The organism is Paractinoplanes rhizophilus (assembly GCF_042664765.1).
In the GTDB taxonomy this organism is placed as follows: Bacteria; Actinomycetota; Actinomycetes; order Mycobacteriales; family Micromonosporaceae; genus Actinoplanes; species Actinoplanes rhizophilus.
The window spans coordinates 17,849-32,248 of sequence record NZ_JBHTBJ010000060.1; the positions used below are offsets into that span (position 1 = coordinate 17,849).

A 14,400-nucleotide genomic window follows, 5' to 3' on the forward strand; every position below is an offset into this window, starting at 1 on the left:
AGGAAGCCGATGCGGCGACGAGTTCTGGCTCTGGGTGTGGTGACCGCGATGGCCGGCGCGGGCATGGTCGTGGCCTTCGCCCAGGCCGCCACCGCGGCCGCGGCCTGTCAGGTGGACTACAAGGTCAATCAGTGGGCCGGCGGCTTCACCGCGGACGTGCAGGTGACCAACTTCGGCGCCGCGGTCACGTCGTGGACGGTGACCTGGGCGTACGCCGGCGACCAGAAGGTCACCAACGCCTGGAACGCGACCGTGACCCAGTCCGGCAGCGCGGTGACGGCGACCAACGTGGCCTGGAACGGCAACCTCGCCAGCGGCGCCTCGACCAGCTTCGGCTTCCAGGGCACCTGGGCGGCCGCCAATCCGGCCCCGGCCGCGTTCGCGCTGAACGGGGTCGCATGTGGACCGGACGTGACGCCCACGAGCGCCCCCACGACGATGCCGACCACGCCGACCTTGCCGCCGACAACCCCGCCGACCACGCCACCCACCACCCCGCCGACCACGCCGCCCACCACCGCGCCGACCACGCCGCCCACGACGCCGCCGACCACCCCACCGACCACGCCGCCCGCCCAGAACTGCGTGCCCACCGGGGTCTGCGACGGCTTCGAGAACCAGACCGGCACGACGCCCGGCGGCAACTGGGCCGTCACCTATCCGGACTGCTCCGGCGCCGGCAGCGCGGCGATCGACCGGAGCGTCGCGCACAGCGGGTCCACCTCGCTGCGGGTCAACGGCGCCGAGGGCTACTGCAACCACGTCTTCGTGCGCAGCACCGCGATCCTCGGCACCACCAGCAACGTCTGGTACGTCCGCTACTGGGTGCGGCACACCACCGCCCTCCCGGCCGCGCACGTCGCCGCGGTCGCCATGCGCGACGCCAACGACGGCGGCCGGGACCTGCGCTTCGGCGGCCAGAACGGGGCCCTGCAGTTCAACCGCGCGTCCGACGACGCCACCCTGCCCGAGCAGAGCCCGGCCGGCGTCGCCCTGTCGGCCCCGCTGCCGGTCAACACGTGGAACTGCGTCGAGTTCAAGGTGGACGGCCGCGACGGCACCATCGAGACCTGGCTCAACGGCACGTCGGTGCCCGGCCTGCTCGAGGACGGCGTCGCCACCCACGACGTCGACGGCCAGTGGCTCAACCGCACCTGGCGGCCCAGCCTCACCGACCTCCGGCTCGGCTGGGAGAGCTACGGCTCCGGCGCCGACACCCTCTGGTACGACGACGTGGCCGTGAGCGCGATGCGCAACGGCTGCTGAGATCCGGTTGCCGGGCCCGCCGCGGCACACAACGATGGAGCCATGCGCATCGTGCACGTGGGGCTCGGCAACTTCTTCCGGGCGCACCAGGCGTGGTACACGTCGGTCGCGCCGGACGCCGGGGAGTGGCCGATCGCGGCGTTCACCGGCCGCTCCCCGGGCGCGGCGGCGGCGCTCAACGCCCAGCACGGGCGGTACACGCTGCTCGTCCGGGGGCCCGAGCACGACGAGGCCGAGATCATCGGCGCGGTGCGGGCGGCGTACGCGTCGGACGACCACCAAGCGTGGCGGGAGCACCTGGCCGCACCCCGCACGGCCGTCGTGACCCTGACCGTGACCGAGGCCGGTTATCTGCGCGGCGCCGGCGGCGGCCTGGACGAGCGGCGCGCCGCCGACGACGTGAGCGCGTGGCGGCGCGGCGACCCGGTGCGCACCGTGCCGGGCCGGCTCATGGCCGGGCTGGCCGAGCGGCGCATCTCGGGCGCCGGTCCGATAGCGATCGTGCCGTGCGACAACCTGCCGGCCAACGGCGAGGCGGTCGCCCGGGTGCTGCTCGACTTCACCACGCAGGCCGAGCCCGCGCTCGTCCCGTGGATCCGGGACAACGTCTCGTTCGTGACGACCATGGTCGACCGGATCACCCCCCGCAGCACCGGCGAGGACGTGCGGGCGGCGGCCGAGCTGACCGGTTTCGACGATGCCGTGCCGGTGGTCACCGAGCCGTACACCGAGTGGGTGCTCAGCGGCGTCTTCCCCGCCGGACGGCCGGCCTGGGAGGGCGGGGGAGCGCGGTTCGTCTCCGACGTCACCCCGCACGAGCAACGGAAACTCCTGCTGCTCAACGGTGGTCACTCCCTTCTTGCGTACGCCGGGAGCGCCCGCGGCCACGAGACGGTGGCCGACGCGGTCGCGGACCCGGAGTGCCGCGCCTGGCTGGCGCAATGGTGGGACGAGGCGGCGCGGTACGTGCCGCTGCCGCCGGCGGAGATCGCGGCGTACCGGGCGGCGCTGCTGACCCGCTTCGGCAACCGCCGGATCCGGCACACGCTCGCGCAGATCGCCGCGGACGGCTCGCAGAAGGTGCCGATCCGGGTGCTGCCGGTGCTGCGGGGCGAGATGGCGGCCGGCCGGATCCCGCCCGGCGCGGTGCGGATCCTGGCGGCGTGGATCGACCATCTGCGCGGGGCCGGCGCTCCGGTCGACGACGCGGGGGCGGCGCCGTTCCGGGAGCGGGCCGGCGACGTACGCGATGTGCTGTTGCTGTTGGCGCCCGACCTCGCGGGGGACGAGGCGCTGGCGGCGGCGGTCGAGAAGGCCACGCTCGGCGCCTGACCCCGGCAGCCGCGCGCGGCTGGGGCGAGACGCCGGTGAGCCTGGACGTGAAGCTGAAGGTGCACGACCCGGGCGGGGCGGCCGGCGTCAACATCGACCTGATCCGGCTGGCCGCACAGGCGTTGCGGTCCGGCCGCGGCGGATACCTGCCGGAGGCGGCGTCGCTGCTGAAGTCCCCACCCGGCACCCCCGTGTAGCCCCGACTTCGCGTGCGGCGGGTTGCCTCGCCGTCGCGCGCTGCCCCGCTGTCGTGCCTTGCCCCGCTGTCGCGCGCTGCCTCAGAGATCTTGATAAATTCCGGTTTGTTGCGAACCGCAACTCATCAGCGCGAGCCGCTCTCGATCAGGTGCGCCGGACATAACGTGAATATCCGGCGCTCGTCCGTTCTCGTTCCCATGAGTTGGACATGCCGTCCAAGCACGCGGGACACGCTGCCATCATCTGGGAAAGCGGCCCGCTCAGTGAGAGTGGCCGCCGCATCGTGAGATCCCGCGTCCTGGGCCGCGGCGGGGAGAGCGCCCGGGCGTGGAGTTGATCGAGCTCCGTCCGGGACAGCCGAAGTCCGGCGGCTCGTCGTGTTCCGGGCCTCGCTCGGATCGGCGCCTCGACGATCGCCCTCCCGGAGGGCCGGCCGTAAGCTCCGCGTCATGCGGATCTCTATCTGGCCCGGCGCCGAGCACTCCTTCGCCGAGGTGCTGTCGATGGCCCGGCACGCGGCCGGCACGGGGTGGGACGGCGTCTGGTTCGCCGACCACTTCATGCCCAACGACGAGGACGACACCGGGCCGATCCTGGAGTGCGGCTCGGTGGTGGCGGCCCTCGCGGCGGCCGTGCCGCGGGTGCGGATCGGGACGCTCGTCTACGGCAACACGTACCGGCATCCGGCCGTGGTGGCGAACATGGCGGCGACCGTCGATCACATCAGCGACGGGCGGTTCGTCCTCGGGGTCGGCGCCGGCTGGCAGGTCAACGAGCACCGCGAGTACGGGATCACGCTGCCACCGAAGCGCGAGCTGATCGACCGCTTCGAGGAGGCGGTGCAGGTCATGCTGGGCCTGCTCCGGGAGCCGCGCACCACCGTCCGCGGCAGGTACTACGAGGTGGTGGACGCGGTCTGCGAGCCGAAACCGGTGCAGAACCCCTTGCCGTTGCTGATCGGGGCGAAGGGCGAGCAACGGATGCTCGGCATTGTCGCGAAATATGCGGACATGTGGAACGCCTGGGGCCTGCCGTCGGTGATCAAGCACAAGTCCGACGTGCTGGACCGGTTCTGCGCCGAGATCGGAAGAGATTCAAAAGCGATTTCGCGTACGGCTCAAGCACTCGTCGCCGTGGACGGCCCGATCCCGGACGGCCTCGGCGCGACCCCGGTGATCGGCGGGAGCCGGTCGAAGCTGGCCGACGCGATCGCCGAGTACCGCGCGATCGGCCTCGACGAGCTGATCATCCCCGACGACCTGCTCGGCACGGGCGCCGCCAAGCTGGCCGCCATGGACACGATCCTGGAGCTGGTCCGGGGCTGACGTCGGCGGCGCCGGCCGCGCGGGCCGCCGCGACCACCGAGAAGGGCCGACCGGCGACCGGCCCTCCCCGTACGCGATCTAGGACTTGAGCGCGACCAGCGCGCGCAGCTCCTCGTCGCGCAGCGGTCCCCGCGCCTCGGCCGCCACGCATTCGGCCAGTTCCTCGCGATTCTTGACGCCGAGCACGACCGTCGCCACGCCCGGGACCGTCAGCGCGTAGCGGTGCGCCAGCGCCGCCGGCGTCTCGCCCAGCTCGGCGGCCAGCTTGCGGAACGGCTCGGCCCGAGCGAAGTCCACGGCGGCCGGGTGATCGGCCGGCAGGTCGCGATCGAGCGACGCGGTCAGCGAGCCCGCCGCGACCGCGCGGATGCCGACGACCGGGACGCCGTTGCCGTTGGCCACCCGCAGGATGGCGTCGTTGGCCGGCGCCACGCCGTCGAAGCCCCACAGGTCGCCGGTCATGTCCATGGCGTTGACCACGACCTGCGCGGCCTCGGGGCGCGGGGCCTCGCGCAGCGCGTCGGTGACCGCGTCCGGATGGCCGATGGCCGTGATGCCCCAGGCGCGGATCAGGCCCTCGCCGCGCAACCGCTCGAACTCCGGCACCACCTCGTCGCGGTAACGCCGCCAGGTGATGTTGCCGGGGACCGTCGACGACCCGTCCCGGGGCAGCAGGTGGGTGTGCAGCAGGAACAGGTCGACGTGGTCGCGGCGCAGGCGGGCGAGGCTGTCGTGCAGGCTGCGGCGGATGTCGCCCTGGCCGTCCGGCAGCTGCACCTTCGTCGTGACCAGGACCTCGTCGGAGGCTCGCAGCGCCTCGCCGGCCGCGCGCTCCGACTCGGCGTCCACGCCGTAGCTGGGCGCGAGGTCGAGCATGGTGATCCCGGCGTCCAGCGCCGCGCGGATGGTGGCGACCGCCTCGGCGCGGTCGGTGCGCCCCCAGACGCCCGCGATGCCGCCGCCGCCGAGGGTGAGCGCGCTGATCCGGCCGAGCCGCCCGAATTCCCTGGTGTCCATGGTGGATCCTCCCCGATGTCGTCCTGCGATCGAACCTAGAACCTGGAGCGCGCTCCACCTCAAGCCCTCGTCGGGCCTTCGTCAGGCCCTTGTCATCCCGCCGCTCCCGGGGGCGAAGTGATATGTCCGCTTGAATTGATGCCCATCTATAGTCATGGCACCCCCGACACGAGGAGGAACCATGCATCTCCGCAGGTGGGCGGCCGCACTCCTGGCCGCCTTCGCGCTCGTCGCGGCCGGTGCCACCCCCGCCCAGGCCGCGCCCCGGATCCTCTACTACGACGCCAGCCAGGCGCAGGAGTTCGTCTCCGTCGTCAACCAGGGCGCCACCATCTGGAACGCCCGGGTCGCGAACGTCCAGCTCCGGCCGGTCCCGGCCGGCCGCACCCCGAACATCCGGGTGTACGCCGACAACGGCTGGCCCCGCACCCAGACCACCTCGCTCGGCAACGGCCGGTGGTGGATGGGGCGCGAGGCGGTCAACGACGGCTACTACCCGCCGCGGATCGCGGCCCACGAGTTCGGGCACATCCTCGGACTGCCCGACCGGCGCACCGGGCTCTGCTCCGACCTGATGTCGGGCAGCAGCGCCCCGGTCTCCTGCACGAACGCCAACCCCAGCGCCGCCGAGACAAGGGCGGTCGAGGCCAACTTCCGGTCCGCGTCGGTCAAGGCGCCGCAGACGTACGTGTGGCAGATCGCCGGCTGAGCCTCAAGCGGCGGAGGCCGGCGGCGATGTGGCCGGCGCCTCCGCCGCGGTCAGCGCCGTCCAGCTGGCGGCGTCGGCCCAGGTCGAGCCGGGATCGATGAGCGGCCGAAGCAGCATCGTGAGGGAGGCCAGGTGGACGCTCGCGCTGTGAGTCGCGGCGGCAGGGTGCTCGCTCGCGCTGTGGTTTGCGGGGGCCGGGCGCGTGCTCGCGCTGTGGTTTGCGGGGGCCGGGCGCGTGTTCGCGCTGGGGGTCGCGGCGGGTGGGTGCTCGCTCGCTTTGTGGGTGACGGCGGCCGACTGGGGGCTCGCGGGGTGGTCGGTGGCGGCGGCCAGGTGGTCGGTGGCGGCGGCCAGGTGGTCGCTGGCGACCCGGCGGGCGATACCGGCCAGCAGGTCGGCGACCTGGACCCGCGGGTCGGTGCGGGAATCGACGATGGTGACCTCGACCAGCGCGGTGCCGGCGGCGATCGTGGCGATCCGCTCGGGGGTCACCGCCGTTTGGTCGTCGTGGACCACCGAGAGCGTGCCGTCGCTCGGCGCCCAGATCGCGACGGCGCGGGCGAGCGCCGGGACGACCGGCTCCAGCAGGGTGGGTAGCTTGGGATCGGCCTTGAGCGCGGCCCGGGCGGCCACCGCGGCGGGCAGCCGGTCGCGCATCGGGCGCAGCACGTCGGCGACCTCGCCGGGCGTGGCGAGCAGGTCGTCGAGCGCGGCGGTGAAGGGTGCGACGGGCTCGGGCGCCGTCCAGCGGCTGTTGGTGCGCATGAGGTCGGAAGCGCTGATGAGGAAACGCCGCCACCGCTCCGGGCCGTAGACGGCCGGACCGCGGGCACGCAGCACGCGCGCGGCGTGGCGGGCGGCCGGGCTGCGTCCCGGAAGACCCGTGCCGAGCGTGGCCATGCCGAGCAAGCCCGGGGCCGGGAGCTCGGCGGGGTCCGGCAGGCCGGCGCGAGCCGGGAGGTCGGCCGGGGCTGGGAGGTCGGCGGGGGCCGGCAGGTCGGCCGGGATCAGGATGCCGGCGGGGGCGGGGAGGTCGGCCGGGATCAGGAGGTCGGCCAGGCGGGCAAGGGCGAAATACACCGTGTCGACGAGGTGGACCCGGGCCGCGCCCGCCAGCGGCCCGCCGGGGGCGAGCAGTTCGCGGGCCAGGGCGGGGCGCCGCAGCACGGCGCCCGCCTTGAGCTCGCCCCGCGGGCCGCCGGCCATCCGAGCGCGCAGGCCGGCCATCACCGCGGCCGCGGTCTCCGCGTCGATGCGGACCGAGGCGTGCGCCAGCACCGGCGCGTGCCCGCCGACCAGATTGCCGCCGGCGAAGCCCGACTCGTCGCAGGCGATCTCGACGTGCGGCACGCCGCGCGGCCGGCCGGACGCCCACCGGCGGATCACCACGGGCGCGGGCCGGTCTCCCATGCCTGCCGATGCTGCCACCGAGCCGCCGATCCGGCGACCCCATTCCGGATGGGCCCGGCCGCGCCCGGGCGGCCACCCAGGCGGCGCGAGCACCGGCCACCGGGCGGCGCGGGCCACCGGGCGGCCGTCGCCCGATCCGAGCCGACTTGGAGCGGGCGTGTCACTCTTGGTGCATGTCAGATGCGAGGCAGCGCGGTGAGACCTTCGAGTATGCGGGCGCCACGGTCGAGATGATCGACGCGGCGACCCTGCTGGCGGCGGCCCGGGTGAACCCGGTGGACCTGCTGCGGCGCGCCACCTGGCCGGAGCCGGTGCGGCGGGTCGACCTGAGCGTGTCCAGCGCCGATCGGCCCGCCGGGCCGGTGCACGTGTTCTCGGCCGCGATCAGCACGGCCGACGAGCCGTACTCGAAGGAGCGCATCCGCAAGCTGGTGCTCGGCAACGACCCGGTCGGCGTGCTGCTCGCCAAGCGCATCGAGCAGGGCGACCCGATCGCCACGCGGATCGTCGACAGCGTGGGTTCGGCGGCCGTCGCCGCGTACAAGAAACTGGGTCTCGACAAACCCGCCCAGCCGCCGGCGAACCGCCGGCCCGTCACCCTCGCCGACGCCGTCGTCGGGCTGCAGGCGACCGTGACCTACGACGAGAGCGGGACCGTCGTGCGGCTGCTCGCCGAGGTGCCGCGCGACGACGTGACACCGGCGCACCTGCAGGCCTTCGTCGGGCTGACACTGCAGGCGGTGATCGAGCTGGCCGGGACGGAATCGCTGTCCGGCCGCAAGTTCGTGATCAGCCGGGAGTCGATCCCGACCAAACCGGCCACCACCCAGACCGTCACGCTCGACATGGTGGGCGGGCTCGCCGAGGTGGTGTCCGAGCTGCGCGAGATCGCGGTGTCGTTCCGGCATCCGGAGGCGATGGCGCGGTGGGGCGCGCGCCGGCCGCAGGGCATTCTGATGTACGGGCCGCCCGGCACCGGCAAGACCATGCTGTCCCGGGCGCTGGCCAACGAGATCGGCGCCGACTTCCGCGAGATCCGCACCCCGGAGATCCTCGACAAGTGGCTGGGCGGCTCCGAGCGCAACATCAAGCAGATCTTCCGCGACGCCCGGCGGTACCGGGTGCCGACGCTGATGCTGTTCGACGAGTTCGACTCGATCGTCAGCTACGCGGGCGCCGGCGGCGACGCGGCCAGCCAGGCGCTCAACGCGGTCGCCGGCATCTTCAAGCAGGAGATGAACGACCTGATCGAGGAGAACCCGAACGTGATCGTGGTGGCGACCACGAACTTCCCGCACCGGGTGGACGACTCGCTGATCCGGTCCGGCCGCTTCGACGTGAAGCTCAGCGTGCCGAAGCCGGACGAGGCGAGCCGGGCCGAGATCTTCCGCAAGATGATCCGCGGCCTGATCGCGGTGCACGAGCGGCCGGGCTTCCAGATGTTCGCCGACGATCTCGACCTGCCGGCGCTCGCGCACGCCAGTCACGGCATGACCGGCGCCGACATCAAGGAGGTGCTCCGCCGGGTGCAGCTGGCCAAGGCCATGCAGGAGGCGCGCACCGGCGGGAACGTCGCGCCTATCGGGCAGGAAGAGCTGCTGGCCAGCGTACGGGAGCTGCTCGGCCCGCGATGAGCCGGAAGCCGGGCTCGACCACCGGCCGGCCGAAGTCCGTTGCGGTCACGTTGCTAAGCGGGTGCCGCGCGCTCGAGGATCTTCGCGGTGTCGATGCCGGCGGGCAGGGTGCCGAACGTGTGGCCCCAGTCGCCGCCCAGCCGGGTCGCGAGGAACGCGTCGGAGACCTCGGCGGGGGCGTGCCGCGCCAGGAGCGATGCTTGCAGGAGTACGGCCATCCGCTCGACGATGCGCCGCGCCTGCCCCTCCTCGGGCGTGATCTTGCGCAGCTCGGCGACGGCCGCGTCGATCCGCCGGTCGACGCCGGTCACCTCGGCCAGCAGCGCGGCCAGGCTGTCCGGCTCGCGGCTCAGCGTGCGCAGGACGTCGAGGGCCTGCACGTTGCCCGAGCCCTCCCAGATCGAGTTGAGCGGCGCGTCGCGGTAGAGGCGGGGCAGGCCGGACTCCTCGACGTAGCCGTTGCCGCCCAGGCACTCGAGGGCCTCGCCCACCACGACGGGCTGGCGCTTGCAGACCCAGAACTTGCCGACGGCGATGGCGAGGCGCTTGACGGCCTGCTCGTCGCGGTCTACCGCGCCGGCCAGGCGCATCGCGAGCACGGTGGCGGCCTCGGACTCGACGGCGAGGTCGGCCAGGACGTTGCGCATGGCCGGCTGGTCGATCAGCAGCTTGCCGAAGGCCTTGCGGTGACGGGCGTGGTGGACCGCCTGGTTGAGGGCGGCGCGCATGCCGGAGGCGGAGCCGGTGACGCAGTCGAGGCGGGTCATCGCGACCATCTCGATGATGGTGCGGACGCCGCGGCCCTCCTCGCCGACCAGCCAGGCGGTGGTGTTCTCGAACTCCGGCTCGCTGGAGGCGTTGCTGCGGTTGCCGAGCTTGTCCTTCAGGCGCTGGATGCGGAAGACGTTGCGCTCGCCGGTGGGCAGCACCCTCGGCACCAGGAAGCACGACAGGCCCGATCCGGTCTGCGCGAGGACCAGGAACAGGTCGCACATCGGCGCGCTGGTGAACCATTTGTGGCCGGTGAGGCGCCAGGTGCCGTCGCCCTGGTCGACCGCCCTGGTCGTGTTGGCCCGGACGTCGGAGCCGCCCTGCTTCTCGGTCATGCCCATGCCGGCCAGCAGACCGTGTTTGGTGCTCGGGGTCCGCAGGCCCGGGTCGTACGTCCGGCTGGTCAGCAGCGGCTCGTAGAGATCGGACAAAGCGCGGTTCGCGCGCAGCGCCGGAACAACCGCATAGGTCATCGAGATCGGGCAGGAATGGCCGGCTTCCACCTGTGACCAGACGAAGAGACCGGCGGCCCGGGCCACGTGGGCGCCGGGCTTCGGCGAGGCCCACGCCGCGCCCGCGAGACCCTCGCCCACGGCGACCGACATGAGGCTGTGCCAGGACGGGTGGAACTCGACCTCGTCGACGCGGTGGCCGTACCGGTCATGGGTGACCAGCCGCGGCTCGTAGCGGTTGGCCTCGTCGGCCCAGCGCTGCGGCTCGGCCGTCCCGGCGAGCTTGCCGAGCCGGTGCAGGTCGCCGACCGCCCACGGCGCGCCCTCCCGCGCGACGCCGGCGAGCAGCGCGGCGTCGGCCGAGACGTCGTAGTCGACGAGCGGCGGCGGCTGGTTGAACACCTCGTGGGTCGTCACACCAGCAATCTACTCGCCGGTAGCATGCGGGGCCATGCCCGGCAGGCTCTTGCGGCCCCCGACAAGGCTCCGCACGCACCTCGCGGGGTGCCGTGCCGCGAGGTACGTGCGGAGGGTCTTCGACGCCCATGAAAGTAGCGGGTCCAAGGATCGTAGTGGGCCATGGGGGTCCGCGCCTACATCTCATCGCGTGCCAGATGTGCGAGGCGTGCGAACCAGTGTCGGATTTCCGTCGTGCTGACAAGCCATCCGGTCCCGCTCTTGATCCGAATCCGGCGTGGACGGAGGCTGATCGTTCCCGGTCGGCGCGGACCGCTCCGTGCGGGCGTGCTCGCGGGGTGGAGAATGGCCGGGTAGCTCATGGCGACGAAAGGGCGGGCGGGTTGGTTACCTCGGCGGCTTCGCGGGTGGGGCGGCCCGGGGGCGATGTGCTGGCGGCGCTCGGGGAGGCCCGCGCCCTCGCCGAGGCGTCCGGGCGGGGCGATCTCATCGCGCGGCTCGACCAGGCGGCCGAGCGCCTGCGCTCCGACGAGGCCACCGTCGCCGTGGTGGGCGAGTTCAAACAGGGCAAGAGCACACTCGTCAACGCGTTGCTGCGCACCGACATCTGCCCGGTCGACGCCGACATCGTGACCGCGGTGCCGACGATCCTGCGGTTCGGCCGGCCGCCCTCGGCGTACCTGCGCGTCGACGGCACCGACGAGCCGGTGCCGATCGGGTTCGAGGAGCTGCGCCGGCACATCACCGAGGGCGGCGGCGATCCGGCGCCGCGGGGCGTCGAGGTCCGGCTCGACCGCCGGCTGCTGGGCGCCGGGCTGTCGATCATCGACACGCCCGGGGTCGGCGGCCTCGACTCGGCCCAGGGCAACCTGACCCTGGCCGCGCTCTCGCTGGCCGGGGCGGCGCTGTTCGTGACCGACGCGGCCCAGGAGCTCACCGCGCCCGAGGTCGAGTTCCTGCGGCGGGCGCTGGAGCGGTGCCCGCGGGCGTTCTGCGTGCTCACCAAGATCGACCTCTACGGCGAGTGGCGGCGGATCGTCGAGATCAATCAGGGCCACCTCGAGCGGGCCGGGCTGGACGTGCCGATCGTGGCGGTCTCCTCGTTCCTGCGGATGCGCGCCCAGGCCCGCGACTCCACCCAGCTCAACGAGGAGTCCGGCTTTCCGCGGCTGGTCGACCTGCTGCGGCGCGACGTGCTGGGCACGGCGGCCGCCGGCAAGGTCGCGGCGGCCCGCGCCGAGCTCGCCTTCGTGGTGTCCCAGCTGCGCGAGCGGGTCGACGCCGAGCAGGCCGTCGCGGCGGCGCCCGACAAGTCGCCCGAGGTGGTCCGCAGATATGCGGAAAAGACCCGGCGCAGCGCCTGGCTGGCCGGCGGGTCGTGGCAGACCGTGCTCGGCGACGGCATCCAGGACCTCAGCTCCGACGTCGAGCACGACCTGCGCGAGCGGCTGCGGCTGATGCTGCGCCGCGGCGAGGACCTGATCGACGAGTCCGATCCGAAGGAGACCTGGCGCGACTTCCAGGCCTGGGCGCAGCGCGAGGCCGCGTCGGCCGCGGTCGACAACCTGATGCTGCTGGTCACCCGCACCGAGCAGCTCGCGCACGACGTGGCCGAGCGGTTCGGCCTGGAGTACGACAGCCTCGACGTCGACCTGCCGGCGCCCGAGCTGGCCCTGCGCAAGGTGGACGAGCTGGACGTGAGCTTCCGCAAGTCGGGCATGCAGCAGTTCCTCGGCGCGTTCACGGCGGCCCGGGTCACCTACGGCGGCATCTACATGATCGGGGCGGTGGGCGCGTTCTTCAGCCTCGCCCTGGCCCCGATCGGCCTGCTCGCCGGCATGACCCTGGGCCGCCGCATGATCAAGAGCGAGCGCGAGCGGCAGACCGAGCAGCGCCGCCTGCAGGCCAAGGCCGAGCTGCGGCGGTACGTCGACGACGTCGGCTTCCACGTCGGCCGCGACTGCCGCGAGGCGATCCGGCGCACCCAGCGGTTCCTGCGCGACGAGTTCGCCACCCGGGCCCAGGCGGTCGAGCGTTCGGCCGCCGCGACCGCCGCCGCCGTCCGCGAGATCGCCGAGCTCCCGCCCGAGCAGCGCCGCGAGCGCGAGAGCCAGCTCGCCGACCAGCGCCGCCGCCTCGACCGGCTCGCCGCATGACCGCCCCGCACGGCGCCGGTCCGCCGCGCGCCGGGACCCTTCTCGACCAGGTGCGGGTGCTGCTCGACCGGGCCGTCGCCGAGACCCGCGACCCGCGCCTGGCCCACGCCCGGCGGCGCATCGACGAGCCGCTGCGCGTCGCCATCGCCGGCAAGGTGAAGGCGGGCAAGTCCACGTTGCTCAACGCCCTGGTCGGCGAGGAGCTGGCGGCCACCGACGCGGGCGAGTGCACCCGCATCGTCACCTGGTACGCCGACGGCCGCACCTACGAGGTGACCGCCTACCTCAACGACGGCAGCGCCGAGCCGCGCCCGTTCACCCGGCGCGACGGCGCGGTGCAGATCAACCTCGGCCGGCCGGCCGAGGAGGTCGACCACCTCGAGGTGCGCGTGCCCAGCAGCCGGCTGCGGCAGCACACGCTGATCGACACCCCCGGCATCGCCTCGCTCTCCACCGACGTGTCGCTGCGCACCATGGCGTTCCTCGAGGCCGAGGGCGAGCGGGCCGCGCAGACCGACGCGGTGATCTACCTGCTGCGGCACATGCACGGCGCCGACGTCCGCTTCCTGGAATCGTTCCACGGCGACGGCCTGGCCAGCGGCACCCCGGTCAACGCGGTCGGCGTCCTCAGCCGCGCCGACGAGATCGGGGGCTGCCGGCTCGACGCCATGTCGTCGGCGGCCCGGGTGGCGGCCCGGTACGCCTCCGACGAGCGGCTGCGGCGGCTGTGCCCGGTGGTCGTGCCGGTGGCCGGGCTGCTCGGCGCGGCCGGCGCGACCCTGCGCGAGGAGGAGTTCCGGGTCCTCGCCGCGGTGGCGGCCGAGCCGATGGACGACGTCGTCGAGCTGCTGCTCACCGCCGACCGGTTCGCGGCGTCCGGCGAGCATCGGGCGCGGGTGCTGCAACGCCTCGGGCTTTTCGGGGTACGGCTGTCGGTGCGCCTGATCCGCGAGGGCGTCGTCACCGACTCCGGCGGCCTGGCCCGCGAGCTCACCGAGCACAGCGGCGTCGAGCGCCTCCGCGAGGTGTTCGCCGCCCAGTTCGTGGGCCGCGCCGAGGTGCTCAAGGCCCGCTCCGCCCTGGCCGTGCTCGACGAGTGCATCCCGGTGGGCTCGCCGATGGCCGCCGAGGCCGAGCGGATCCGCGCCAGCGCGCACGAGTTCGTCGAGCTGCGCCTGCTGCACCAGGTGCGCTCGGGCCGGCTGCCCGGCACCGACGACCAGCTGGCCGAGATGGACGTGCTGCTCGGCGGGGCGGGCGCCGCCCCGTACGCGCGAATGGGCCTGCCGAAGGACGCCGCACCCGGGCGGATCGCCGCCGCGGCGCGGGACGCCCTGACGAGATGGCAGGCGATCGCGGAGCACCCGTTCTCGCCGCGCGAGCTCAAGACCGCCGCCCGCGCCGTCGCGCGCAGCTGCGAGGCCATCCTGTTCCAGAGCCAGCCGGGCCCGTTCCAGCCGGGCCCGTTCCAGCCGGGCCCGTTCCAGCCGGGCCCGCCTCAGTTTTAGCGCGGTCTCAGTTCTCAAGACCCTTGCGGGTGCGGGTCTGGTTTCCCGCGACTTCCGTTGTCGTGGCCCGGTGTTGCGGGTGGTCGCTATGTGTGTCGCCGGTTGCCGGGCGTTGCCGGCGCCGCGGCGCGCTGATCTTGATAAGTTGCGGTTGCGGCCGGACGGGAACTCTTCATCGCTGGCCGTCCCTGATCAACTGCCGCCG

Annotated in this window: 11 protein-coding genes; 8 read left to right on the forward strand and 3 right to left on the reverse strand. The window is 73.6% G+C overall.

The window, feature by feature from the left end; genetic code table 11:
- Positions 1 to 9 precede the first annotated feature (9 nt).
- The 4 genes from ACFQS1_RS38015 to ACFQS1_RS38030 all read left to right on the forward strand — a co-directional run bounded on the left by ACFQS1_RS38015 (position 10) and on the right by ACFQS1_RS38030 (position 4,121).
- Entirely contained in the window at positions 10 to 1,266 is a 1,257-nt protein-coding gene (locus ACFQS1_RS38015; RefSeq protein ID WP_378977445.1) for a cellulose-binding domain-containing protein, read from the forward strand.
- 42 nt (positions 1,267 to 1,308) lie between these two features.
- Complete coding sequence (locus ACFQS1_RS38020) at positions 1,309 to 2,598, forward strand: mannitol dehydrogenase family protein (RefSeq protein WP_378977447.1); 1,290 nt, start codon at positions 1,309 to 1,311, stop codon at positions 2,596 to 2,598.
- A 35-nt stretch (positions 2,599 to 2,633) separates the two neighbouring features.
- Positions 2,634 to 2,795 carry a hypothetical protein gene (locus ACFQS1_RS38025; protein WP_378977449.1) on the forward strand — a complete coding sequence of 54 codons (162 nt, stop codon included), beginning with the start codon at positions 2,634 to 2,636 and terminating at the stop codon, positions 2,793 to 2,795.
- Between the two features lie 450 nt (positions 2,796 to 3,245).
- Positions 3,246 to 4,121, forward strand: coding sequence for an LLM class flavin-dependent oxidoreductase (locus tag ACFQS1_RS38030; protein WP_378977451.1), 876 nt, complete (start codon positions 3,246 to 3,248; stop codon positions 4,119 to 4,121).
- Between the two features lie 78 nt (positions 4,122 to 4,199).
- On the opposite strand, the gene ACFQS1_RS38035 is transcribed toward ACFQS1_RS38030, so the two are convergent.
- Positions 4,200 to 5,138, reverse strand: a complete 939-nt coding sequence (locus tag ACFQS1_RS38035) for an aldo/keto reductase (protein ID WP_378977453.1) — start codon at positions 5,136 to 5,138, stop codon at positions 4,200 to 4,202.
- A gap of 181 nt (positions 5,139 to 5,319) precedes the next feature.
- Here ACFQS1_RS38035 and ACFQS1_RS38040 point away from each other — a divergent pair, with 181 nt between their 5' ends.
- Positions 5,320 to 5,847 carry a snapalysin family zinc-dependent metalloprotease gene (locus ACFQS1_RS38040; protein WP_378977455.1) on the forward strand — a complete coding sequence of 176 codons (528 nt, stop codon included), beginning with the start codon at positions 5,320 to 5,322 and terminating at the stop codon, positions 5,845 to 5,847.
- A gap of 3 nt (positions 5,848 to 5,850) precedes the next feature.
- Here the strand turns inward: ACFQS1_RS38040 and ACFQS1_RS38045 are convergent, their stop codons facing one another.
- Positions 5,851 to 7,257 (reverse strand): hypothetical protein, encoded by a 1,407-nt coding sequence (locus ACFQS1_RS38045; RefSeq protein ID WP_378977457.1) that lies wholly within the window; start codon positions 7,255 to 7,257, stop codon positions 5,851 to 5,853.
- Positions 7,258 to 7,430: 173 nt separating this feature from the next.
- Between ACFQS1_RS38045 and ACFQS1_RS38050 the strand changes: the two genes are divergently transcribed.
- The gene (locus ACFQS1_RS38050; protein WP_378977459.1) at positions 7,431 to 8,891 is read left to right on the forward strand and encodes an ATP-binding protein; all 1,461 of its coding nucleotides are present in this window, start codon (positions 7,431 to 7,433) and stop codon (positions 8,889 to 8,891) included.
- 53 nt (positions 8,892 to 8,944) lie between these two features.
- On the opposite strand, the gene ACFQS1_RS38055 is transcribed toward ACFQS1_RS38050, so the two are convergent.
- On the reverse strand, positions 8,945 to 10,531 hold the full coding sequence (locus tag ACFQS1_RS38055; RefSeq protein ID WP_378977461.1) for an acyl-CoA dehydrogenase family protein: 1,587 nt from the start codon (positions 10,529 to 10,531) through the stop codon (positions 8,945 to 8,947).
- 407 nt (positions 10,532 to 10,938) lie between these two features.
- Here ACFQS1_RS38055 and ACFQS1_RS38060 point away from each other — a divergent pair, with 407 nt between their 5' ends.
- The gene (locus ACFQS1_RS38060; protein WP_378977463.1) at positions 10,939 to 12,687 is read left to right on the forward strand and encodes a dynamin family protein; all 1,749 of its coding nucleotides are present in this window, start codon (positions 10,939 to 10,941) and stop codon (positions 12,685 to 12,687) included.
- Positions 12,684 to 14,195 carry a dynamin family protein gene (locus tag ACFQS1_RS38065; RefSeq protein ID WP_378977465.1) on the forward strand — a complete coding sequence of 504 codons (1,512 nt, stop codon included), beginning with the start codon at positions 12,684 to 12,686 and terminating at the stop codon, positions 14,193 to 14,195. The genes ACFQS1_RS38060 and ACFQS1_RS38065 overlap by 4 nt, the downstream gene beginning before the upstream one ends.
- Positions 14,196 to 14,400 lie beyond the last annotated feature (205 nt).

Coding starts and splice junctions, on each gene's coding strand:
- ACFQS1_RS38050 (WP_378977459.1), top strand. CDS start 7,431: ATGTCAGATGCGAGGCAGCGCGGTGAGACCTTCGAGTATGCGGGCGCC.
- ACFQS1_RS38045 (WP_378977457.1), bottom strand. CDS start 7,257: ATGGGAGACCGGCCCGCGCCCGTGGTGATCCGCCGGTGGGCGTCCGGC.
- ACFQS1_RS38065 (WP_378977465.1), top strand. CDS start 12,684: ATGACCGCCCCGCACGGCGCCGGTCCGCCGCGCGCCGGGACCCTTCTC.
- ACFQS1_RS38030 (WP_378977451.1), top strand. CDS start 3,246: ATGCGGATCTCTATCTGGCCCGGCGCCGAGCACTCCTTCGCCGAGGTG.
- ACFQS1_RS38020 (WP_378977447.1), top strand. CDS start 1,309: ATGCGCATCGTGCACGTGGGGCTCGGCAACTTCTTCCGGGCGCACCAG.
- ACFQS1_RS38035 (WP_378977453.1), bottom strand. CDS start 5,138: ATGGACACCAGGGAATTCGGGCGGCTCGGCCGGATCAGCGCGCTCACC.
- ACFQS1_RS38040 (WP_378977455.1), top strand. CDS start 5,320: ATGCATCTCCGCAGGTGGGCGGCCGCACTCCTGGCCGCCTTCGCGCTC.
- ACFQS1_RS38015 (WP_378977445.1), top strand. CDS start 10: ATGCGGCGACGAGTTCTGGCTCTGGGTGTGGTGACCGCGATGGCCGGC.